Below are 24,192 nucleotides of genomic sequence, written 5' to 3' on the forward strand. Positions count from 1 at the left end.
TTGCTCCTTTTGACGCTCGTTCCCACCCATCTCTGGTCGTTCTCCTAGTCTAGTGGCATCAACGGATAATTTACAGGTGGGATTTTTTTGTTGCCTTGGATGTAGACGGTAGCCGCGAGCGCCAGGGCTGGGTGGTGTGGGAAGAAGACGGTCGCTATCCCGATGTTATTGTCGAATTACTTTCACCCAGTACGGCAAAAGTGGATCGCGGAGTGAAAAAAGATTTGTACGAACGGGTGTTCCGTACTCCAGATTACTTCATATACGATCCTTTTGCTGCCGACTCCTTACAGGGATGGCACTTGGATTTAGGGCGCGGCTACCAGCCTCTGATCCCGAACGAGCGCGGTTGGTTGTGGTGCGAAACTTTAGGATTGTGGCTGGGAACTTGGCAAGGTAGCATCCGTCGAGAACCGCCAACAGGGACTTGTGATTGGCTGCGCTTCTACGATCGCGCGGGCAATTTAGTCTTGCTACCAGAGGAAATAGCCGCACGGGAGCAACAACAAGCCACCTCAGAGCGTCAGCGAGCAGAGCGACTAGCACAAAGGTTACGGGAGTTAGGTGAAGATCCCGATCTAGTTTAGATATTTCAGCTTTTTACTTGACTGACGCTGGTACGCACAGTTACAGTCGGCTTAAATGTGCGTATAATGTAAATGTATCGCACACTTTATGCATAAAACAATGATATCTCCATTTTTAGCCGAAGTGATGGAGCCACACAAGGGCGTAATCTCTCCTCACCTTCTCTCGCAGATGTTACATATTTCTTTAGCGCGACTATCTGAACTGACGCAACTTCATCGCAATACTTTGACTCGCCATCCAGAATCTCCAGAAGTGCAGCAGCGCTTGGGAGAAATTGCGCGGATCGTCACTGTTGCAGCAGAACTAGTGGGCGATCGCTCTCGTGCAATTATCTGGTTTCGTCATCAACCGTTAAGTGGGTTTGACAATAAAACTGCTGAAGAACTAGTTGCAGCAGGACATGCAGATGCAGTGCTAGAGCATTTGGCAATGTTGAGCGATGGAGTCTACGCTTGAATGTACCGACGATTGAGCTAAAACGCCGCTGTTGGAGAATGCTAGCACCCAAATGGGCATACCAGCCCTTGAGTGGTACAGGCGCAGCCCGTCATGGCGGACGGTTTAACCAACCTGGTACAGAAGCACTGTACATCTCCGAGGATTACATCACGGCAATCTCGGAGTACGAGCAAGAATTAGGTATTCGTCCAGGGACTTTATGCGCTTACGATGTCGATGTCAAAGGAATTGTCGATCTAACAGACCCCCAGGTACAGACAATCTGCTCTGTCAGCCCAGATATCCTTAAGTGTCCCTGGAAAGAAATTTGGCTGATTTCAAAACAGCGTCCCCCAACTTGGGATTTAGCATCACGGCTGATTGCTGAAAATTATGCCGGAATTAGAGTTCCTTCTGTACGTCATCTGGATGGAATCAATATTGTTCTGTGGCGCTGGAACGATTGCGAAAACCGACGCATTCGCGCACTCGATCCGCGAGCGGACTTACCAACCGACCAAAGCTCTTGGAATGCTTAAGGAGGCAACGTGACGATCCATACACCAAAAACTCAGCCTGTAATTCGCGCTTACCAACTGCAACAGCAAATCGAGCGGATGCAGCAACATTACCATTTCGCCGTGAAAATCGAGTCCAAAAAGCTATTGTTGATTGGGTGTCAAGTAGATCGATGTACGTCAGGCGCACTTGCAAAATTAATGCTTGTTTGCTGGACGATGAACCACCGTTGTTTAACGATTGATATAGCGAGTCTGGTTATGCAGCCTTGGCGCTACTCATATCGTGAGGCTTCTATTTTTAGTTTTTGAAAGATTTGTACGTATGGATAATCGCGATCGCCTACCACCTATCAAAGTGATTTCCCTTCAAACTGGTAGCTTTGATGCTGCGCCCCCATCTCAACCCAGACGGGGTAGACCTGCCAAAATTGGGGCGGCACTAACTGATATCCGCGTGACTAAAGTTAGAGAGTTTATCAACAGTAACAACTTAGCACCTAACTCCCGCAAGGTTTACGAACGAGAATTGAGGCGCTTTATCGCTTGGACCGATCTGCTGTGGGGTGAGATCAAACCGCGCCATATCGCCCAGTACAAAGCTTATTTAGTGGAGGAAGTGCAATCTCAATCGGGCAGAGCGCTCTCCAAAAGCAGTATCAACAGCGCGATCGCTACGCTCAAAAGCTTCTTTGGCTGGCTGGTGCTAGCCTATCCTGACATCCTCGCCGTCAATCCAACTGCCAGTGTGAAGCTAGAGAAAATCCCTCTACCCCCTGCTCAAAGTTTGACAGCCGAGCAAGTAGGGCAAATCTGGGCGGCAACCGAGTATCTGGGCGAGACGCAACAGCGAGATCTAGCTTTACTCCACATCTTGAGTCACGGCTTGCGGGCGGGAGAAATTGTCAGCCTCAACGTCGGTGCGTTCGATGGCAAGCTAATCTTTGTGGCAGACACGAAGACAAACGAGCCGCGATTAGTGCCGTTGCGAAAACAGAGTCGCGACGCACTTAAGCAGTATTTATCTTGGCGCGAGTCACAAGGAGAGGAGATCGCTTGCGATCGCCCCCTAATTCTATCCCATCATACAACTCGTTCATGTGAGCGATTGAGCTACCACGGCATCTACTTTGCTATAGAAAAGATCGGCGAATTGGCAGAAATTCCCCAGCTACACCCACACTCGTTCCGTCACACCTACAGCACCGAGTTATTGCTGATGGGTGTCGATCCTACCCATGCCAGAAAACTAACCGGACATCAGAGCGAGAAAGCTTTTCGACGCTATACCCTGCGCGGCGAACAAGAGGCGGCGATCGCTGCTTACTACCGCGCAGCTGGAGAAGAAATGGAGCAACAAGATTTAGAATGAGAGCATTTTCCTGCTTGGTAAAGCAGCAATCCCGACAATCGGAGTTGTGGTTAAAGACGAGCTGCTCGTTCCAGTTATTGTGTGACATTTGCCTTTGTTAAATGGGGCGTAATAAATTCGTATGCTCTGTGCTACATTGAAGCCTATTTTTCAAGAACGAGCATTTTATTGAGAATAAATCTATTTAAAACCCTAATTTTTCGTCTATTATTCTCATTAACTTTAAACCTTCAAGTGCATACTACAAATCATGTGAATTTATTACGCTCCCGTGATTTGTTGGGAGTGGCAGTGGGGACAGTTCATCGTTGGTCAAGGTCAACGGATGATACGTACATGGCTATTAGCCTACTAGAATAAGTATTTATACTCAAAATTTTGAATCTAGTTCTGATAGATTCTCTATAACATTCTTTTCTCCTCATCCTTGCTGGCTTAAGTTTTTATTTAGAAATACTTTTTCAGGGTTTTTTAGGAGGTATCAATGATCTTATTAGGAGTTTTCTACGAGTTTTACCTATTGGAAAGTTTTGAATCAATCAGATAAATTGAATCAAGTAAACCTACTTTTCAGTACCTAGCTAAAGGTAGATATATTTAGAAAAATGATTAAGGAAGGCAAACAAGATTGTGTTTGGAGCTAAATTGTGTATATTTTTGCATTCGATCTCTAAGTACTAAAGTGCTAGGAAAAGTTTCTAAATAGCTTGCTTTAGATGCAATGTCATTACCTTCTTCTAATTGAAGATGAGAGGATAGAATGCAAGTTTTGATCTAAGATTTTTGTCGTGATTCACTCGATCAGATTAAGCATCACTAGCTATTTAAAATTTTTCTATAAGCATCTTTTTTGCTCTGAAAAAGCTTTTACTGTTTCTCAAACTTTCTTTAAAAATACTTAGATTTTTTGTAGAGATAGCCTTCTAGTTGTATGAATTGAATTAATTTCAAAGAAGGTATGCGGTGGATTTCTACATCTGAGCTTGGAGATAAGAGTATGACATTTTTTACTCCTTTCGTTGATACTCGCTTGAGATCTAGTAAGTCTGAATTAGACTTACGAGCACCTTTACTTTCGCAGTTACGTAAGGGATTTGCTGTAAGGTGGTTGCGAACGATCGTACTAATTTCACTTGATGCTGCTGCGTTATATTTAGCATGGCAAGTGATAAGGACTTACATAACTTCTGTAAATCCTTTGTGGAACTCGCAACAGAATCTACTCGTATTAGTAATTGTTGCGATTGAAATTGGCTTAATTGCAGCACTAGGATTCTATACTTCTGGGCAAAAGCGCCGTGACTATCTCAGCCTGATTAAAACTCTCACGTTTTCCCATGTCTTCTTGTTCTTAGTATTTTCACCTCAGCCAACTAACTTTATTTCACTTTCAGCCTTTATCCCATCTTGGCTCTTGAGTATATCTCTCACCTGTGTTACTCGATTTGGCATAGATAATGCCATTAAATATGTCCGCAAGCAAGGTTTAGTTTGTTATCCTGCATTTCTGATTTGTCGTCCAGAAGATAAGAAAAAAGCTATTGATACTATAGGTGTAGAAAAATGCTACAGCCTTCTTGGTTGGGCAGATATCAATTCACTGGTAGCCGAGCGAGATGATTTGGATGCTACTATAGAAGATATTTATCGTCTAGGTATAGCTGAGGTTTTTGTCTGTTCCTGGTCACTTATAAACAGACGTATGCTTCTGTACTGGAAATTGAGAAATGCAGGTATTACATTGCATATTTTGCCTGTCGATCTAGAAATAATTGATCGCAAATCAGAACTGAGAATGTTATGCGGTCTTCCTACCTTCAAGTTTTCTCCACCGTTAGTTACAGGTAGCGATTTTTGGATAAAGCGATGTTTTGATTTCTGTTTTGCTGCTTCTTTTGTCATAGTAGCTGCACCAGTCTATTTGTTCATTGCGTTGCTGATCAAGCTAGATTCTCCAGGTCCAGTTTTTTACAAGCAGACTCGTATCGGTTTACATGGGCGACAATTTGGACTGTGGAAATTCCGCACTATGGTTGTCAATGCTGACCAACTACAGAAGGATTTGGAAGCAAGTAATGAAATGAAAGATGGTGTCCTCTTTAAGGTGAAGAACGACCCTCGTATTACTCCTATTGGTAAATTTCTCCGTCGTTATAGTTTAGATGAGTTACCGCAACTTTTGAATGTCATTCTTGGTGAAATGAGTCTGGTAGGTCCTCGCCCTTTACCTATTAGGGATGTAGAAAAATTTGCTCAGCAACATTTCATTCGTCACGAAGTTTTACCTGGTGTCACAGGTCTTTGGCAAGTCTCTGGTCGATCCGATATTACTAACTTTGATGAAGTAATAAATCTGGACGTGAGCTATATGGAGAGTTGGTCGCTTTTGTTAGATTTGCAGATTTTATTAAAAACTATTGCCGTGGTTCTAGGGAAGGAAGGCGCTTATTAGCTAAATCAAAAGTTAAAACTGATTCTCTTGCATGCCTTTTTATCGACCCTTTAGCAAACTAACTGGATGATTCCCTGATGGAACCTACCAAGCCTATCGTAGAATATTCTGAATCGATAAACATAGATTTTCAAAAGTACTGGTCGATCCTGAAGCGGCGTTGGCTACCTGCTGTAATTGTGTTTAGTGGTGTTGTCGGGCTATCAGTTGTTGTTGTCCTATTGCAGAAGCCAGTCTATCAAGCAGAGGGAAAGCTCATGCTCAAAAAGGTAGATTGGGCTTCAGCTGCAACTGGTGTGGGAGAACAAATAGGGGAATTAGATACTTTGGCACAACAATCAAATCCTCTAAAAACAGAAACAGAGGTGCTTCGTTCTATACCCCTCGTACAAAGGACTATCGCTGAACTTAACCTTAAAGATGAAGCAGGTGTCCCTCTCGAACCTGAGGATTTTATCAAGGAACTGAAGGTGAAACAGCTTTCGGCAACTGACATACTGCAGCTTGCTTATAAAAGTACCAACCCTGAGGAAGCTACAGCAGTAGTTAATAAGCTGATGAATCTGTATATAGAAAATAATATTCTGACTAATCGCGATCAGGCAGTCGAAGCTGTTGAATTTATTGCTAAACAACTACCTAGAACTGAAACTACGGTTCGGCAAGCCGAAGCAGCGCTGCGCCAATTCAAAGAACAGAACCGCGTTGTCAATCTAGATGAAGAAGCAAAGTCGGCAGTAGAGATAATTCAAGAATTAGAAAGCCAAATTAATCAATCTCAAACTGCACTGGCAGGTGCTAACGCCCGACACACAAGTCTCTACAAAAAGGTAGGGATGAGTTCGGAGCAAGCTATAGCCACAAATTCTCTCAATCAATCTTCTGGTGTACAAAAGACCCTAGAAGAACTAAGACAAGTAGAAGACCAGTTAGTAGTTCAGCGCACTCGCCTTCAGGAAGATCATCCCGCGATCGTCAACCTAGAGCTGAAGAAAAACGCTTTTAAAGCGCAACTACAAGGGCTGGTAAAAGATGCTGGAGTTCGGCGACAAGTAACTAGCCAACAATTGCAAATCGGAGAAAGCCAACAAAAACTGAACGAAGCTCTTGTTAAACTAGAGGAGGAGCGTTCGGGATTGACGAGTCAGTTAGCGGAGCTATCCAATGCCCAAGCGACCTACAAACAACGGGTGAGTATTCTCCCCAAGTTGGAACAGGAACAGCGGGAGCTAGAGCGACGACTGGCGGCAGCTCAATCTACTTATGAAACTCTTTTGAAAAAGATTCAAGAAGTCAGGGTTGCAGCTAACCAAAGGATTGGTAATGCCCAAATTATAGAGCCAGCCCCAATTCCTAAAAAGCCTTCGCTGCTCAAACCAGCCATAATTCTAGCTTTAGGAAATATGTTGGGCATTCTGCTTGCCGCAGCAACTATAGTTATTTTAGAAGTCAAAGATACATCGATTAAAACCCTTGAAGAAGCTCTAGAGCTATTTGGGTATACCTTGTTGGGAGTTATTCCTGCTTTGAATAAGAAGGCTATACCTCGTGGCAGAGATAAAGAATGGGCGGTTCCAGAACTTCCCGTTCGAGATATTCCCAACTCGCCAATTAGTGAAGCGTACCGAATGCTCCAAGCTAATTTGAAGTTTCTTGGTTCGGATAAAGCGCTAAAAGTTATTGTCGTAACGAGTGCGGTTTCTAAAGAGGGCAAGTCTACAGTTTCTGCTAATTTGGCTGCGGCTATAGCTCAATTAGAGCGGCAGGTTTTGTTGGTGGATGCGGATATGCGCCGTCCAGTCCAACATCATGTCTGGGAGCTTACGAATGCAGTAGGTTTAAGCGATGTTATTGTTGGTCAAGCAGAATTTAAGGCATCTGTGACTCAAGTGATGCCTAACTTGGAAGTTTTGACCTCTGGGGTCATTCCTCCTAACCCGTTAGCTTTACTTGATTCTAAGCGCATGGCTTCGTTAATTGAATCTTTTTCTGCACGCTATGATTTCGTCATTATTGATGCGCCTCCTTTGATATTAGCAGCCGATGCTCTTACCTTAGGCAAAATGGCAGATGGTGTTTTGTTGATGGCACGACCTGGGGTGGGTAATTCTACTAGTGCTACTACTGCTAAACAGTTGTTGGAGCGATCGTGTCAGAACGTCCTGGGTTTAGTAGTCAATGGTGCGAATTTGGAGAACGAATACTATGCCAAGGAATACTTTACTGAGGAGGATTCTACAACTCGTAAGAAGTTTATGTCCCAGGTTGTAAAACATACTAATTGCTCCTGATTCTATCGCAGATGGAGATTTAGACGAGGTTGAACCTACAGTGAAAAAGCTGGGATAAGTGGAATTTACAAGATATTTGGTCGCCGCTTCTAATAAATACCAGCCATAGGGAAAGACCACTTCAGCATAATTCAGGTGTTGATTTAGTTGTTAGAGCAGGCTCTAGAGTTTTTCCAACCAAAGCAAATAGTCGAAGTAAACAATCTGTAATATCCCCATACAGGTACCCAATTGTCAGAATCCACAAAAAAAATCTCTGCTGCAACTGATCCGAAGCAGTACTTCTGCACCGATCACCTAAAGGTAGATCTCAGGGGCCGCTCCGTCCGTGGTGGCGCAATCACAGTGGTTACCCAGATATGCAAGTTCCTACTGAACATCGGAGCAATCATTTTCCTTGCTCGACTGCTCACGCCAGAAGACTTTGGTTTGGTTGCCATGGTTGCCACTGTCACTAACTTCGTGACCACGTTTAAGGATTTAGGTTTGTCCATGGCGACTATCCAAAGAGCCGAAATCAATCATGGTCAAGTCAGCACCTTGTTTTGGGTAAACGCGGTGCTCGGTATTGTGATGATGGTGTTACTCGCAGCGCTCAGTCCAGTTATCGCTAAGTTTTATGGTGAGCCACGACTGACAGGGATTACCTTCGTCCTAGCCAGTGCTCTTGCCTTTAGTGGCTTAATGGTTCAGCATGAGGCCTTGCTGAGGAGACAGATGCGCTTTACTGCCCTAGGTGCAATTCAAATTGCCTCCATTTTAGCTGGCATTGCTACTGCTATCGTCTCAATCTGGTATGGGGCTGGTTATTGGGCACTAGTTTTCAAGCAAGTAGCTGAGCAGGTTACAAGTACCATTGGGGTTTGGCTCATGTGCGGTTGGCGTCCTGGACCTCCGCTTCGTTACTCGGGTGTCCGTTCGATGCTAGCTTTTGGTAGGGACCTGACTGGTTTCAGTCTCATCAATTACTTTGCCCGAAACCTTGACACTGTGCTCATTGGTTGGCGGTGGGGTGCTCAGCAATTGGGCATGTACGATAAAGCCTACCAATTGCTACTTTTGCCAATCCAACAGATCAACACGCCACTTGCTGCTGTTGCTACCCCTGCTTTGAGCAGATTGGTAGATGCACCTGAGCGTTATCGGCACGCTTACTTGCGAATTCTGGAGAAGGTAGCAATGCTGGCAATGCCTCAAGTAGTTTTTATGATTGCAACATCTGATTGGCTTGTCTGGCTGCTCTTAGGTTCTCAATGGAGTGATGCCAGCCGCATATTTGCATGGCTTGGCTTTTCGGCTTTAGTTCAGCCTGTTAGCAACACTACTGGGTGGCTCTTTATGACACAAGGGCGTACGTGGGAAATGTTCCAATGGGGAGTTATAGGTGGGGGTATAGCAATTGTCTCTATTATTGCAGGTTTGCCTTGGGGTGCGGTTGGTGTAGCAGCTTCTTATTCAATTATTGGGCTTGTCATCCGTACACCGCTACTATTCTGGTTTGTTGGTCGTAATGGTCCGGTTCAAGCTAGAGACTTTTATCGCGCTATAGCACCTTCTGCATATGCCTCTTTCTGTGCACTGTTAGTGTTGCTTGCCTTTCGTCAGTGGTTAGAAGTGTCTCAGCCAATTATCGGCCTATTGATCGCTTTTGCGATCACAGTAGTAATTACATTGTTGGTTCTTACTATCCTGCCAGCAGGAAGGCTAGCACTTATAGATTTTAGTAGCTTGTTCACTCTTTTAGTCAAAAGTAGAAGGAAGAAGTTGGTGTAATGAGTATTCTAGGAAAGATTCGTCGCCAGACAATTAATGCTGTAGTACTCCCAGCAAGAATTCTACAAAATCTTTGGTTCGCCTATACTCACAAATATCTGAGGCACCAACACAAAATCATCTATACTCTAACGCCCCCACCAGGCTTGAAAAATGTTGGAGATCACGCTCAAGTTATTGCAATCCAAATTTGGCTGAAGAAACATTTTCCTAAACTTCCACTTATTGAAATGGATAAGAATCAAGTCAGGTATTTTCTTCCAGCCTTAAAATGGCTGGTTCAGCCAGATGATGTATTGTTCTTGCACAGCGGAGGAAATCTGGGCGATCGTGGTATGTGGTCTGAGCGCGTCCGGCGCTTAGTTATTCTTGCATTCCCCAAAAATCAGATTATAAGCCTACCTCAGACAATTTACTTTAGCGATACTCCTACAGGGAGAAGAGAACAAGAAAATACGCGCACAATTTACGCAACGCACCCCAACCTCACCATTATTGGTCGTGACCAACGGAGTGGCGAGCTAGCTGCCGAGCTATTTCCAAAAGCTCAAACCTTTTGCATGCCAGATTTTGTACTATCGCTGTCTCCAAGTCAGTCAGATAAAAGAAACAACCCGCCCAAAGTCCTTTTATGTATGCGGCTTGATGACGAATCCGCTTTAACTGCGGAGCAGCGGAGGGAAATAGCTATCTGCTTACCATATCAATGTACGTATTATGACACAACACTTGCTGAACCGATTAAAGTTAGTGAACGAAAAGTTGTTTTAGAAGATGCGCTCAGTCTATTTCGCGCTTTCGATGTTGTAGTAACTGACCGTTATCATGGCTTGATCTTTGCAGTCCTATGTCGAAAGCCCTGTGTAGTGCTGCGTACTGTAGATCACAAGTTAACTTCTGCAATGTACTGGTTCAAAAATGTACCTTTTGTTACATTTGCTCAAGAACTTGCTGATATCCCTTCTGTAGTGGAGAGTTGCTTAGCAATTAAGACTCAAGAAGTCCCAAACTGGAATGCAGAATACTTTGACAAAATACCTAATCTAACTGGCTTAGGCTGAAATCAAAAGATTTATAGAGTCGAAAACTGGCCAACTCATCTTCGAAACCTGCCCAACTCATCACTGTAGTTCATAAAGTAAATGTTATGAATATTAAGTCTATACTCAAGGGTCTACCAGGTCTAGTAAATCTCTATCACCTGTTTTTTAAAAGTTTCAATACACCAGATGATTATAGTAAGCTGCGGAGTCTAAGCAACGATGAATTACTCAGCTTGATGCGTCATGAATCACATCGCATTGAAAAGGCGGTCTACAACAACATACTTGAAGCAAAGCAAAGTGTGTATCGAGAGAAGTGGGAAAGACTCAGTGTGATACACCAAATACTTAAGGATCGGGGCTATCCTGCTAATGAGCCAACCATTGCTTGGTCAAAACAAATATATGATGCTTTTGAGGTCCTAGAGACAGATTTTATACAGCGGAATAGTAAGCTTGCACCTCAATTTAATCCAAATGCTGCCAAGCAATTTGTAGAATTCCTGCGAGAGAAACGCAGTGTTCGTATTTGGGCTGAGGAACAACCCGCTCAATGTATTCTTGAGGCAATTGCCTATAGCATGATTGATGCAGCAAGATGGGCACCAACTTCTGGAAATCGTCAACCATGGCGGTTTGTTATTTTGAGCAATTTAGAAGACAAGGAACTACTGAAAAAAGTTAAGGAAAATCACTGTACAAGTGCTCCGTTACTAATATTTGTAGGCATGGACACTCGTTTATATGGGGCATTTGGTAAATCAGAACGCTCCATTTATATTGATGCGGGTGCTGCTATTATGCAAATGATTTTGTTAGCACACAAGTGTGGACCGGGAGTATGTTGGAATCATTTTGCAGATGATCTTATCAACTCTAGAAATATAAATAAAACAATCTATTCCCAATTTACTAAAAAACTTAATATTCCAGAGTATATTGCCCCAATAGCTATAGTTGCTATTGGTTATCCAAGCTTTATTCCACCAGAACCTGCACGGATGGAGATCGAAAGCCTTGTAATTGATTCTGGTAAACACAAGACACTTTGCCTTTGAAAAAGCCATACAAGAAGTATTTTAAGCAATTTGTAGTGCGTCTCTTTTGATAAAGATGTTAACGATAGCATGCTTTATAAACACTATTATTAGATAAATTGGAGGTAGCTTATGAATTTGTCTAGTGCTTCTTCAAGCAAAATATTTTAAGTTAATTTTAGAGTTTTTTAATACAGTTTAAGGTTATGGCAAATCTCTTTAACTTGGCTGAAACAGTGTTTGTAGTTTTTACTCTTTTTCTTTCTACAGCGCCTTTAATACCGCTTATAAGAGTTGTGGAAAGTGGAAATATCTTGTACAAAGGCGATCCTTTAATACAAGCACTTTGGTTTGGGGTGTACCTAGTTAACATCCTTTTAATAGCTGTGAGGTGGAAAAGATTTATCTGTGTGGCTACGAAAGATAAACTGCTGCTAGCCCTATTGGTAATTGCTCTAGTTTCGATTCTTTGGTCTACTGCCCCGATTTATACCCTTCGCCGTAGCCTGGGTTTGGCAGGTACAACTGTGTTCGGCATCTACTTGGCTATGCGCTATAACTTGCAAGAGCAACTGCGTCTATTGGCATGGGCGCTAGGCATAGCAGCACTACTCAGCCTACTGTTCGCTGTGGTACTACCACACTACGGGATAGAGAGCAAGATTCATGAAGGAGCCTGGCGGGGACTCTATCATCAGAAAAACGTTTTGGGTCGCTATATGTCCCTGGGGGGACCGGTTTTTTTGCTGATCGCCCTTAGCTGTCGCAGATATCGCTGGGTTGCATGGTTTGGCTTTGGTCTTTCAGCAGGTCTGCTTCTACTCTCGACTTCAAAAAATGCCTTGGTCTCTTTTCTAACTGTTCTGCTCGTCTTACCATTCTACAGAGCTTTACGGTGGACTAACACCCTGAAAGTACCTTTTTTCATCGCTATAGTGTTGCTCAGTGGGAGTATAGCTATCTTGCTTTTGGGTAACACTGAAATCTTACTGAATGCGATGGGTAAGGATCTTACCTTTAGTGGACGCACGCAGCTATGGGATTTTTTGTTTGAAAAGATCCAAGAAAGACCCTGGCTAGGCTACGGTTACGGTGGTTTCTGGTTGGGCTGGGAAGGTGAGTCTGCCGATATCTGGAGTATATTTACTTGGCACCCTAGGCACGCTCATAACGGTTTTTTACAACTATGGCTAGATTTAGGGTTGTTAGGGTTGCTAGCGTTTGTGCTCAGTTTTTTATCAGTCTGCTTAAAAGCAGCTGCCCGGACAAAAATAACCACAACAACGGAAGCTCTTTGGCCGCTGGCATATTTGACATTGATGTTTTTAAGCAACCTTGCTGAAAGCGTAATTTTGGCGCAAAACAACATTTTTTGGATACTTTACGTAGCGACATTACTATCGATGGCTTTACAGTGCACTCAAGCTAAAAACACTAGCCGGATAGGCACAACCTTGACTAAAGGAGGATGGGTTTAAGGTGTCTAGAAAGCCCACAGTAATCATTTATTGCGATCGCCTGCTTCCATTCTCCGCAACTTTCGTGCATTCACAGGCAGAAGCTTTACAGAGCTTTATTCCATACTACGTAGGATCGCGCCTTATTCAAGACTTACCGCTTCCGCAAGAGCGAACCCTAGTTGTAAATAAGGGTGGCTTGCTAGGTATTATGCGCGAAGTTTCCTCTCAACTTTGGGGAGTTTCACCTGCCTTTGTCGCGCAGGTACAACATCTAAATCCTTTGCTAATTCACGCTCACTTTGGACCAGATGGTACCGCAGCTTTACCCATAGCTCAGAATTTACAGATACCCTTATTAGTCACCTTCCATGGTTATGATGCCACGGTGACTGATGAGCATGCCCGGCGCTCCTTCTACAAGCACCGCGTCTACCTCCGCCGTAAAGAGATTCTTAAGCGCGAGGCAGCAGGATTTATTGCTGTGTCAGAGCATATTAAGGGAAAGTTGCTGGAGCAGGGTTTTCCGGCAGATAAGGTCTTCGTACATTACATAGGTGTAAACACACAAACCTTCCAGCCCGATCCAACGGTGCTGCGTACTCCAGTAGTGCTATTCGTCGGGCGGCTAGTTGAAAAGAAAGGATGCGAATATCTGATTCGAGCTATGGCTCAGGTACAGCCAGTGCTACCGGATATAGAGCTTGTAATTATTGGTGACGGACCACTGAGGCTTGATTTAGAAGGATTGGCAGCAAGAAAACTAAGCCGTTACAGATTTTTAGGTGTGCAACCATCGCATATAGTGCGGAGTTGGATGAATCAGGCTCTTTTGCTTGTTGCACCGAGTGTTACCGCTTCCACAGGAGATTCTGAGGGAATTCCTATAACTTTACTTGAAGCTCAAGCAATGGGTTTACCAGTTATAAGCTCTATTCATGGTGGCATCCCTGATGCTGTAGTCCACCAAGAAACGGGTCTACTAGTAAATGAGCGAGACTGGAAAACCCTTGCTGAAAACATCTTGCTCTTATTAAAGGATGAAGCTCTTTGGCAACAGTTTAGCCAAAAAAGCAAAGAGCGGGTACAAACTCTTTTTAACTTACAAAAGCAGAATAGCTTATTGGAAGAGATTTACAAACAAATTCTTGGTCAAAAATGGAGTAGCTAAGTGAAGCAGTGTCTTGGTTATCTTTCTGGAGCACCGCGAGTTTCTACCGATCCAGAAGCAGAGACTAGTGGTCCTCGTTCCCACGTACTAGGAGTAATGAAAGCCTTTGAAGCACTCAATTGGGAAGTCAAGCCCTTTATTGTTGGAGACCGAGTACCGCGAAAGTGGGCAGCGAAGGGTTCTGAAAAGACCTTAACTCGTGGGTTCTTGCCTAGATTAATCGCCGATCTGGTACGTCTAACTTTGGGAGCCGTGAATGCAAGTCGGGCTTGGCAAGAATTAGGTGGACAAGTGGACTGGGTGTACGAACGCTTTGCTGTTCTTCAAAGCATAGGGAAGCCATTCAAACGCCATGGCGTACCTTGGATTTTAGAGACAAATGGACTTATTTACAGAGAAGCCAAAGCAGAACGGAAAACCTTAGTGCTCTCTAGGTTAGCTCGCCTTTTAGAAATTCAATGCTACCAAAATTGCGACGTGCTAATCTGCGTCAGCAACGCTTTGAAAGAAATGGTTGTGCAGGAAGACAAAGCATTAGAGGGAAAAATCCTGGTGGTTCCTAACGGCGTGGATACCGAATTTTTTAATCCAGACAAGTATTCTCCCAGAAGACTGTTTGAAGGGTTCACCGTGGGTTTTGTAGGTACTTTGGCTATCTGGCAAGGGTTGGACCTTTTACTAAAGGCAATCAGCACATTGAAAGAAGAGGGAGTACCGATAAACCTAGTAGTTGTAGGTGACGGGCTGATGCGGAAGGAATGGGAGGCTTTGACGCATAATCTAGGGCTTAGTTCTCAGGTATGCTTCTTGGGACAAGTAGCTCGGACTGAGGTACCTTCCCTCATCGCCAGATTTGATGTTGGTTATTCTGGTCATCTTGAGATCAAAGCAAGTAAAGTATATTACTCACCGCTCAAGCTCTACGAATACATGGCAATGGGTAAGCCTGTGGTAGTTTCGGCGGTAGAGGATGCCCAGTCACTAGTGTGCGAGGGGAAAACTGGGTTCTTGTTCCAACCTGGAGATCGAGAAGGAATAAAGCAGGCTCTAACTAGAGCTTATAAAGCTCAAAAGCAGCTAAAAGAAATGGGATGCAAGGCTCGTCAAGAGATTGTGGCTAAACACAGTTGGATTGCACGGAGCCAAAGCATGATTGAAGGAATTGAGCAAATTTTGAAGGCGAAGAGGCAGTAATGGGAGAAAAATTCTATAACCTTATAGGGATTTGGGTGAATGCACTTACTATTCCTAAACTTAACGCGCTGATTGCCGACTCCATTACCCGCAACCAACATTGGATTATTGCTAACCACAACTTGCACAGTATCTACCTCTACCACCATGATGCCAAGATGCATGCCTTTTACGCCAAAGCAGACTATATCCATGTGGACGGCATGGCCCTAGTCTTACTGGGGCGGCTTTTGGGTCTTCCCTTGAAAAGAGAACACCGAGTTACGTATGCCGACTGGATAATCCCCTTGATAAAGGAGGCGCAAGAGCGAGGCTGGCGCTTGTTCTACCTGGGCTCTGAGCCAGGAGTTGCTGAGCGGGGAGCAAGAATCCTCAAGGAGAAGTTCCCAAACCTGCAGATTGCTACAAGCCACGGCTATTTTGATGCTCGTCCAGAAGCTCCTGAGAACCAAGCTGTTTTGGAAGTAATTAACGCTTACCAGCCGCATATACTAATGGTGGGCATGAGCATGCCCCGGCAAGAACATTGGGTACTGGACAACCTCGATCGCATCTGTGCTAATGCCATTTTGACTGCAGGAGCAGCTATAGACTACGTAGCAGGTGCAACTCCCACCCCACCAAGGTGGGCAGGAAGATTAGGGCTAGAATGGCTATTTCGTCTAATAGCTGAGCCTAAACGGCTTTGGCGGCGCTACCTGATTGAACCTTGGTTCCTATTCAGATTGTTTTTAGCCGAGGGCTTTAATAAGGTGTTAACTGGCTGATTAGAAAATGGTTTGTAGTTTGAATAGACAGTCTGTATGAGTAAAATTAGACGACGCGCCTTCGTTTTGGGCTTAGGTACCTTAGCAGGCATGGGTACCTCGATAGTAGCAGATGAACTCAGCCATTTAAGCAACCAGATTCAAGAGATTAGCGATCGGAAGGGAGACTTTACAGTAATTAGAAATACCCCTTTACGTAAGCGGGCTACGGCTAAAGGATTGATTTATGGGGCAACGAGTCAACACCGTATACTATCCTCGGATAAAAAGTTTGCAGCTCGTTTTGCCCAAGAGTGCGCCATCCTTGTACCAGAAGGGGAACTAAAGTGGAGAACTATTCATCCTAGCCCAAATTACTTTAACTTTAAGCCTGGCGATTGGATGGTTGAGTTCGCCCATGCTCACGGTATGCTTTTTCGTGGCCATACGCTGGTATGGCATGGTAGTTTACCGAGATGGTTCGCGGATACGGTCAATAGCCGAAACGTTGAGCAAATATTACTTAAACACATTACAACAGTAGCTGGGCACTACGCTGGGAAAATTCATTCATGGGACGTAGTTAATGAAGCAATTCATCCTCCACACGGACGAACTGATGGTCTGCGAAACACTCCTTGGTTACAGCTCCTGGGACCGAATTACATTGATATCGCTTTTCGTGCCGCAGCCAAGGCTGATCCGCAGGCATTATTAGTATACAACGACTTTGGGCTAGACGGTGCTGCTTATCAAGACGAATTAAGGAGAACTGCTGTACTTAAGTTGCTAGAGCGCTTGAAATCTGTTGGAACTCCTGTGCATGCTCTTGGTATTCAGGCTCACTGGTGGGGTGGAGTGACCCGCCTCGACTCTGGGAAGTTGAAGGCTTTTCTACGTGATGTTGCAGACCTTGATCTGAAAATCATGATTACAGAAATGGATGTGACAGACAAAAAGCTGCCAAAAGATGTTATTTTGCGCGATCGCATCGTCGCTGGAATTTATGAAGATTACCTCTCAGTAGTGTTAGATGAGCCAGCAGTAATTGCTGTATTGACGTGGGGATTAAGCGATCGCTATACTTGGCTCTCAAAGTATCAGCCACGAAAGGATCGCGCACCAGTCCGCCCCTTGCCACTTGATGCGCAACTAAACCGTAAATTAGCATGGAACGCGATCGGCCGTGCTTTTGACAATGCCCCTAAGCGTTAATTCTTCACCGCGATCGCAATTCTTCCCTACTTATAAAAAATATGCTCTGCAAACAGGTTATTCAACCCATTGTAATTCAGCCTCAAGGTTCTCTAGACCGTAAGAATGCCGCTGCATTTCAACAATGGATCGCCAACATCCTCCTAAGCTCCCCAACTTTGTGCGTGTTGGACATGTCCCACCTTGATTTTATCGATTGTTCGGGCTTATTTTCTTTGATGACGGGACTCACAGCCGCCCGTCAGCAGCAGTGTTGTCTGGCGATTTGTAACTTACAACCTCCAGTGCGGATGACTTTAGAAATTATTCAACTTGATCGCGAGATTGATATCTTTGAGAGCCTTGAAGCCGTACTCACAACACTAAACTAAGTTAATTTACCTCTAATTTCATAAGGTTTATATACAAATGCGCGTTTGCGTAATTGGGACTGAATATGTTGGCTTAGTGACTGGCGCTTGCTTAGCTCACATCGGACACCACGTAATTTGCGTAGAGAACAATGAAGAAAAAGTAAAATTATTGCAGGCAGGGCAGTCGCCGATTTTTGAGCCAGGACTCTCAAAAATTATGCTGGCAGCAATTCAAGCAGGTAGAATTGAATTCACGACAAATTTAGGTATCGGAGTTACCCACGGAGAAATTGTATTTATTGCAGTTGGAACTCCACGCCTACCTACTGGCGAGACCGATACCCGCTATGTGGAAGCAGTAGCTGAGAGCGTTGGCACCTATCTTGATGGCGATCCCAAGGTAATTGCCATCAAGTCAACCGTACCAATTGGTTTTAGTGACCGGCTGCGAACGATAGTGTTGGACAGTGTTACCGAACGCCAGCAAGTCCTAGTCGGAACTAGTAACATAAGAAGCATGACACTACATCTAGAGGTAGTGGAAGCTACATTCAATGTCGTTAGCAATCCTGGCTTCTTGCAGGAAGGTTCGGCAGTGCATGATACCTTTAACCCAGACCGCATCGTGTTGGGTGGGAGCAATCCTAAAGCACTTGCCATGATGCGTGAATTGTATGCCCCAATTATCGATCGCCGGTATGCTACCGATCCAACTTTACCGCCCGTGCCAGTACTAGTCACTGACTTAATCTCAGCAGAGACGATTAAACATACTACTAATGCGTTTTTGGCAACCAAGATCGGCTTTATTAATGAAATAGCAAATATCTGCGATCGCGTTGGTGCTGACATTACCCAAGTGGCAAAGGGCATTGGTCTTGACTCACGCATCGGCGATAAATTCTTGCAAGCCGGTATTGGTTGGGGAGGTTCCTGCTTGCCTAAAGATATCTCGGCGTTAATTTATACTGCTGAAGATTATGGATGCGAAGCAGAGTTGCTAAAAGCTGTCGTCAGCGTCAACCATCGCCAGAGGTTAGTGGCAATTGAAAAGTTACAGCAGGTACTCACAATACTTCAGGGAAAAACTATCGGGCTACTGGGTCTGTCCTTCAAGCCAAATACTGATAACATGTACGATGCACCCGCACTTCACTTGATCGAGCAACTAAATCAACTCGAAGCTAAAGTGAAAGCATACGACCCGATCGTGTCTCAATCTGGGATATGTCACGGTTTATCAGGCGTGCTAGTGGAAACTAATCCCGAACAGCTAGCTGATGGTTGTGATGCGTTGATACTGGTTACGGACTGGAAGCAATTTCAACAACTTGACTATCGGAAACTAGCAATTCTGATGGCTACCCCCATCATGATTGACGGTCGCAACTTCCTGAGTCGGGAAGAATTGCAACGAGCAGGGTTCTACTACTTGGGTATTGGGTGCTGACATTTTCAGGTTTTTGTAGGATGCAAAGACCGCAAGAGCAAACTATTCGACCGCCCCTAATAAACTGCGATCGCTTCATGAATAACTAGTTACTCCCTTCCCAGGATAAGATTTGACAAACAAAATCTTGATAGAGCAAGTATTCTGGCTGCTATAAATACCTAATCTTTTGGCGGAAAGGGAGTAAGTCCAGCAATAACCTGCGCGCTCAGATACTCTACGACGACAGATTGTTGGGTAAAACTAGTAGAGCGCCTCTCGATTAAAGATCTGCAAACCAAAGACTCTAAAGCTTCTAATAACTCCTGTGGAGAAATAGAACCACTACAATTCTCGCGTAATTCTGAGAATGACATTGAGTCGCGACAGTTTACCAACCGGTGCATAATTTTCTTTTCTGCAGGTGACAAGCGATTAAACTGACGATCCAATAAATCCCTAAGATCGCCAAAGATAACCGTACCTTGGTCTAAAAACTTACGGATATCACCCCCAAACAAAGATCTTATGCTCGTTGCAGCGATCTTTAAAGCTAGGGGATTGCCACTGTAGCGCTCAATTAGCTGTTTGGATTCATCCTCTGAGCCTACAACGTCTTTATCTCCAAGTATTTTTTGAGCTTCTACAAGTGGTAAACCTATCATGTGTAGCGATCGCACGGGTAGAGTTTTGCCTTCTTTAACAGCAATGCCTACCGACTTTTCTCGGCTAGTTAAAATCAAACAACTCTGGTGACGTTCGTCAGCAATGCGCCGCAACAGTTTGCCGTATCCTTCATACCCCGAACAATAACGCCCTGCTCGTTCTCCACTACGTAAGATCGATTCGTAATTATCGAGAACTAACAGACAGCGTGACGAACGCAGATGCGACATCAAACAGGCAATTTGACTGTCGAGATTATCCGGTAGCTCTACTGACTGATGAGATAAAAATTGTATCAGGTCTCTCAACAGGTCTTCAATTGGAGGAGCATTACGTAGCGATCGCCAGAATAGATACTCAAAACTATTCTGAACCTGTTCTGCCAGTTTCGCAGCCAAAGCAGTTTTGCCAACTCCACCCATACCCAATAACGCTACTAAGCGGCAACTATCGTGTATCATCCATTGCTTCAAAGTAGCTAGTTCTGTTTCGCGTCCGTAGAAAATCGCAACATCGACCGCCTCACCCCAGTCTCGGTACTCGGCTGTATCCTGCTGTTTAGCTGCTAATAGACTGAGAATGCTTGCTTGAGACTGCTGTTGTTCGTTGGCACCACTACCTGCAAGTACGGGAATATGCTTTGCAATATATTGCTGCCTTAGTAACGCTGGGAAATTATTTTTAGTAACCTTCTTGCCGAATACTTTTGACAGCGCTTGCCACAGTCTAGCACCAACATCTGTAACATATCCAACTTCATAGCCAGAGTCTCTGGCAATCTCTAAGTAAGACTTTCCTTCCCAGCATTGGCGCAGCACTATTTCTTCGACCTTATTCAAGCTTCCTTTCTCTATTACCAATTGCACGATCTCCAAAGCTTCTTCTACACTCATTGGTCACAAAATTTTTTAAAAGTAGACATTAAAGGCTGCAGGGTTCGAGTCTTGCAAGCCGAACAATTGAGTTGAATATTGAAATTGTTATGAAAAAGGACAATTCCTGTCTGAAAGCAAAGAACGCCGACAGACTCGCTTACCAAATTCAGGTAAGTCGTGTCGAGACGGTTTGCGATCGCCAAGCGGCTGGTATAAATTTAAAGGCTGTATCTCTTGCCTAATAAGTAAAGTTGAACCTATCCGCAAATCTTGCCTTACATCTGCTGGTGATGCAAGCCAAGATTGTAGTTGCCATTTAATTGACATCCGGCTCCGGTAAAGCTGTAGATCCTGCCAGAACTGGCTCACAGGACGATTGCGTTGTATAAATAAATGTCGAGTTTTTACGTACATGTTTCCTAAAGTACTTACTCACTCACTAGCATTACTGAACTGCAAGACAGCTCTCTAACGAACTGCAAAAGATCGTGCAGTTCACCTTCCCCTTACCTAGATTGATGCTACACCAAGCTTGACACGGCACTGTGAAGAACTCATGCAACTCTAATGAGTAGGAGTTTCTATACATCATATATTGCAATAGCTATTGAAACTAGGGAATAAAGTAGATGTATCAAAGCGTGTTAAGACCTATGTATAAATTGCAAGGGGTTGTGTATAAATTCATCCAATCACTTCAAAAGTAAATATACAATACGCCTTCTGGATTATTTTGTCCAATCAGATATTTTTGAAGCAAGTGGTTCTAGAGTAAGTTGAATTTGTTTGTTTACAACAATACTTGTAGTAACTCTTCTGAAAGAAGATAAATAATCAACGAATACCTAATATAAATTGGTATATCATTAGTAAAATATAAGTAAAATTTGAAAAAATAAATGACTTATCTAGAAACGGCTCTGTTGCAAAAAATGGTAGGCTGAAATGATTTAATCAGAGAAAATCCTTCAGCTTACGATTATGAACGCGAAACAACTATTGTCATGGCGACACTATCAGACGGAAATCACCCTTTTGTGTGTGCGGTGGTATTTGAGATATTCGCTTTCATACCGGAACTTGGAAGAAATAATGACGGAAAGAGGATTAGAAGTTGACCATACAACTATATATAGATGGGTGCTTTCCTTCTGCTCCAGAACCGGAAAAACGGTGCCGTCCGCACTTGAAGCCAACTAACGATTCGTGACGAGTGGATGAGACTTACATCAACGTGAAAGGCAGGTGGAAGTATCTGTATCGGGCAGTCGATGCGGCTGGTAATACAATTAATTTTATGTTGAGTGCGCGCGTGAGATAGACGAGCAGCCAAACGTTGCTTGCGTAAAGCTTCAAAGGCAACCCACATTCAACCTCCTCGTGTAACTAATGTCGATAAAAATGCTGCTTATCCACCATTGATTGAAGAATTAAAAGCCGAATCAGCCACAGCTCAAGCTTGTGAGTTACGCCAAAACAAATACTTAAATCGTCTAGTAGAGCAAGACCATAGATTGATTAAAAAGCTAGTGAATCTTGGTCTGGACTTCAAATCATTTCATACTGCTAGAAGAACACCTCTCAAGTGAAAAAAGATGATGTTCTAGGGCAAGTAGAATTCGTGGCTCAAATTTTCGGAGTTGCTGCATAATTCGGCTCGAGCGAAATGGATTGTTTGTCCTTCAAAGGTTTTTGCAACAGAACCTAGATAACTCAGTTTCTTTCATACATTAGAGCAGATTATTCCTAGTAGAGCTTTTGTTACACTTCCACCTCATCTTGACTCCGCTAGCAGGCGCGAGTGTAACTCCTCGACGCTGAGGTCGTTCTGCTCGATTGTCGAGCAGTTCCAGTTGATACCGCGACAGAATAGTTGCTAAGACTATCTTCATTTCAAATGGAGCCAAAGCATCGCCGAGACAGCGGCGGACACCAGCCCCAAAGGGCATAAATTCATAGGGAGAAAATTGGCGTTCGAGAAAACGCTCTGGTCTAAACTGTTTGGGTTGTGGATATAAATCCTCCCGCTGATGAAGCAGATGAATGCAGCCTACAGTTACCGTCCCAGGTTCTAACTGATGTCCCAATAGGTCAACTCTTTCTTGCACGACTCTGGGAAACGTAAGCATTGCAACAGGATAAATCCGCAAGGTTTCATTACATATAGCACTCAAATAAGGCAGCCGGACAAAGCTCATGGGGTCTAGGGAATCGCTCAGGGGTTTCAATTCTTGAAGCAGTTTTTCACGTACTTGTGGCAAATAGTGAATCCAATACAATCCCCAAGCCATTGCCGAAGCTGTGGTTTCTTGTCCGGCCAACAGTAATGCCATCATCTCATCACGCAACTCTCGATCTGTCATCGATTTTCCCTCTTCATCCCGGGCAGACATGAGAAGGGAAAGGATATCGATGCGATCGCTATCGGGTTGCTCCCGCCTGAAAGCAATTTCCGCGTAGAGCAATTCATCAATTTGCTGCCTAATGCGCACAAGTCTTCCCCAGGGACTCCAAGCTCCTAAATCTGTTTGCAGCCAGGAGAAATAGAGAGCGCTAGAAGTCAGTAGAGAACCAAACAGACCTGTCATTAATCCCAGTAAGCGTTTGAGTTTTTGGTAACGTTCACCTTCAGACAAGCCAAAAACAGCCTCTACCATGACTTGCAACGAAATATTTTGCATAGCGTTACGAGCTAAGAAAGGCTGATTCAGTGGTAACTGACTGAAAACTTTTTGAGTCAGATTACAGATGAGCTGACTATAGGCTTGCATCCGCTCTCCATGAAAGGGGGGAGTCAGGAGTTGTCGCCTTCGCTTATGGCACAGGCTCTCCAGCATGAATACTGAATGATCGCCAGTTAATGGTTGTAGAATTCTATTGAGTTCACCTGAAGCAGCAAACTTCTTTCTATCGCTAGTTAAAATTTCCTGTATTGCTTGGGGATGGTGTATGAATACCAGGGTGTCGCCAAAACCAACGATTTGGGCTGTGAAGATGTCTGGATATTGCTCGACCGCGCTTTCCATATATCCTACAGGATCGGTAACCCACTGCAACTTCTGTAGAAAAGGGGGAGTCTTGAGAGTATTGGGTAATGGCATCTAATTTTTCTTCCCAAAATTCTTTTAACTATGTTCAACTAAGGCTAAAAGTAGAGTACCACCCAAGGAATTGAAGAATACTTAAGCTTATTGGTCTACTCTATTTCTATTTTGACTTATTTAACAGCTCTGTTGCAAAAACCTTTGAAGGACAAACAATCCATTTCGCTCGAGCCGAATTATGCAGCAACTCCGAAAATTTGAGCCACGAATTCTACTTGCCCTAGAACATCATCTTTTTTCACTTGAGAGGTGTTCTTCTAGCAGTATGAAATGATTTGAAGTCCAGACCAAGATTCACTAGCTTTTTAATCAATCTATGGTCTTGCTCTACTAGACGATTTAAGTATTTGTTTTGGCGTAACTCACAAGCTTGAGCTGTGGCTGATTCGGCAGTTACTACCTAGAGCAGAGATTGGTTAACATAGAAAGGTAGCTAAGTCTGGAATCAGCCATGAAACTCAAAGACG

The 24,192-nt window shown here is 43.9% G+C and carries 19 protein-coding genes and 3 pseudogenes; 18 read left to right on the forward strand and 4 right to left on the reverse strand.

Annotated features, from left to right (window positions below; all coding sequences use genetic code 11):
- Window positions 1-80: 80 nt before the first annotated feature.
- The 17 genes and pseudogenes from DSM107010_RS30005 to DSM107010_RS30085 all read left to right on the forward strand — a co-directional run.
- A pseudogene (locus tag DSM107010_RS30005) lies at window positions 81-587 on the forward strand (Uma2 family endonuclease); the annotation flags it as partial.
- 100 nt (window positions 588-687) lie between these two features.
- Window positions 688-1,047, forward strand: coding sequence for an antitoxin Xre/MbcA/ParS toxin-binding domain-containing protein (locus tag DSM107010_RS30010; RefSeq protein WP_127024643.1), 360 nt, complete (start codon window positions 688-690; stop codon window positions 1,045-1,047).
- 38 nt (window positions 1,048-1,085) lie between these two features.
- Window positions 1,086-1,568 carry an RES family NAD+ phosphorylase gene (locus DSM107010_RS30015; RefSeq protein WP_127024646.1) on the forward strand — a complete coding sequence of 161 codons (483 nt, stop codon included), beginning with the start codon at window positions 1,086-1,088 and terminating at the stop codon, window positions 1,566-1,568.
- Between the two features lie 9 nt (window positions 1,569-1,577).
- Window positions 1,578-1,859, forward strand: coding sequence for a hypothetical protein (locus tag DSM107010_RS30020; RefSeq protein WP_127024649.1), 282 nt, complete (start codon window positions 1,578-1,580; stop codon window positions 1,857-1,859).
- Window positions 1,860-1,872: 13 nt separating this feature from the next.
- A complete protein-coding gene (locus DSM107010_RS30025) occupies window positions 1,873-2,919 on the forward strand; it encodes a tyrosine-type recombinase/integrase (protein WP_127024652.1) in 1,047 nt (348 codons plus the stop codon).
- A gap of 997 nt (window positions 2,920-3,916) precedes the next feature.
- Window positions 3,917-5,371, forward strand: coding sequence for a sugar transferase (locus DSM107010_RS30030; RefSeq protein WP_106166903.1), 1,455 nt, complete (start codon window positions 3,917-3,919; stop codon window positions 5,369-5,371).
- 77 nt (window positions 5,372-5,448) lie between these two features.
- Window positions 5,449-7,662, forward strand: coding sequence for a GumC family protein (locus DSM107010_RS30035; RefSeq protein WP_106166904.1), 2,214 nt, complete (start codon window positions 5,449-5,451; stop codon window positions 7,660-7,662).
- Between the two features lie 231 nt (window positions 7,663-7,893).
- Window positions 7,894-9,435: a lipopolysaccharide biosynthesis protein gene (locus tag DSM107010_RS30040; protein ID WP_199755826.1), complete on the forward strand. Its 1,542-nt coding sequence runs from the start codon at window positions 7,894-7,896 to the stop codon at window positions 9,433-9,435.
- Window positions 9,436-9,581: 146 nt separating this feature from the next.
- A complete protein-coding gene (locus tag DSM107010_RS30045; protein ID WP_158631899.1) occupies window positions 9,582-10,496 on the forward strand; it encodes a polysaccharide pyruvyl transferase family protein in 915 nt (304 codons plus the stop codon).
- Between the two features lie 86 nt (window positions 10,497-10,582).
- On the forward strand, window positions 10,583-11,536 hold the full coding sequence (locus tag DSM107010_RS30050) for a nitroreductase family protein (protein WP_106166906.1): 954 nt from the start codon (window positions 10,583-10,585) through the stop codon (window positions 11,534-11,536).
- 389 nt (window positions 11,537-11,925) lie between these two features.
- Complete coding sequence (locus DSM107010_RS30055; protein WP_158631900.1) at window positions 11,926-12,993, forward strand: O-antigen ligase family protein; 1,068 nt, start codon at window positions 11,926-11,928, stop codon at window positions 12,991-12,993.
- Between the two features lies 1 nt (window position 12,994).
- A complete protein-coding gene (locus DSM107010_RS30060) occupies window positions 12,995-14,143 on the forward strand; it encodes a glycosyltransferase (protein ID WP_106166908.1) in 1,149 nt (382 codons plus the stop codon).
- Entirely contained in the window at window positions 14,144-15,337 is a 1,194-nt protein-coding gene (locus DSM107010_RS30065; RefSeq protein ID WP_106166909.1) for a glycosyltransferase, read from the forward strand. It abuts the gene before it with no gap.
- Window positions 15,337-16,104, forward strand: a complete 768-nt coding sequence (locus DSM107010_RS30070) for a WecB/TagA/CpsF family glycosyltransferase (protein ID WP_106166910.1) — start codon at window positions 15,337-15,339, stop codon at window positions 16,102-16,104. The genes DSM107010_RS30065 and DSM107010_RS30070 overlap by 1 nt, the downstream gene beginning before the upstream one ends.
- Window positions 16,105-16,194: 90 nt before the next feature.
- Window positions 16,195-17,298, forward strand: a complete 1,104-nt coding sequence (locus tag DSM107010_RS30075; RefSeq protein ID WP_199755827.1) for an endo-1,4-beta-xylanase — start codon at window positions 16,195-16,197, stop codon at window positions 17,296-17,298.
- Window positions 17,299-17,339: 41 nt separating this feature from the next.
- A complete protein-coding gene (locus DSM107010_RS30080; RefSeq protein WP_106166912.1) occupies window positions 17,340-17,669 on the forward strand; it encodes an STAS domain-containing protein in 330 nt (109 codons plus the stop codon).
- Between the two features lie 37 nt (window positions 17,670-17,706).
- A complete protein-coding gene (locus tag DSM107010_RS30085; RefSeq protein ID WP_106166913.1) occupies window positions 17,707-19,101 on the forward strand; it encodes a UDP-glucose dehydrogenase family protein in 1,395 nt (464 codons plus the stop codon).
- Between the two features lie 161 nt (window positions 19,102-19,262).
- Here DSM107010_RS30085 and DSM107010_RS30090 read toward each other — a convergent pair whose 3' ends face one another.
- The gene (locus DSM107010_RS30090) at window positions 19,263-20,639 is read right to left on the reverse strand and encodes a helix-turn-helix domain-containing protein (RefSeq protein ID WP_106166914.1); all 1,377 of its coding nucleotides are present in this window, start codon (window positions 20,637-20,639) and stop codon (window positions 19,263-19,265) included.
- Window positions 20,640-20,726: 87 nt separating this feature from the next.
- Entirely contained in the window at window positions 20,727-21,035 is a 309-nt protein-coding gene (locus DSM107010_RS30095) for a hypothetical protein (RefSeq protein WP_127024654.1), read from the reverse strand.
- A gap of 567 nt (window positions 21,036-21,602) precedes the next feature.
- Between DSM107010_RS30095 and DSM107010_RS30100 the strand changes: the two are divergent.
- A pseudogene (locus DSM107010_RS30100) lies at window positions 21,603-22,272 on the forward strand (IS6 family transposase).
- Window positions 22,273-22,351: 79 nt separating this feature from the next.
- On the opposite strand, the gene DSM107010_RS30105 reads toward DSM107010_RS30100, so the two are convergent.
- Window positions 22,352-23,722: a cytochrome P450 gene (locus DSM107010_RS30105; protein ID WP_127024657.1), complete on the reverse strand. Its 1,371-nt coding sequence runs from the start codon at window positions 23,720-23,722 to the stop codon at window positions 22,352-22,354.
- Window positions 23,723-23,901: 179 nt separating this feature from the next.
- Window positions 23,902-24,089 (reverse strand): annotated as a pseudogene (locus DSM107010_RS30110) (IS6 family transposase); the annotation flags it as partial.
- Between the last annotated feature and the right edge of the window lie 103 nt (window positions 24,090-24,192).

The organism is Chroococcidiopsis cubana SAG 39.79, from assembly GCF_003991895.1.
In the GTDB taxonomy this organism is placed as follows: domain Bacteria; phylum Cyanobacteriota; class Cyanobacteriia; order Cyanobacteriales; family Chroococcidiopsidaceae; genus Chroococcidiopsis; species Chroococcidiopsis thermalis.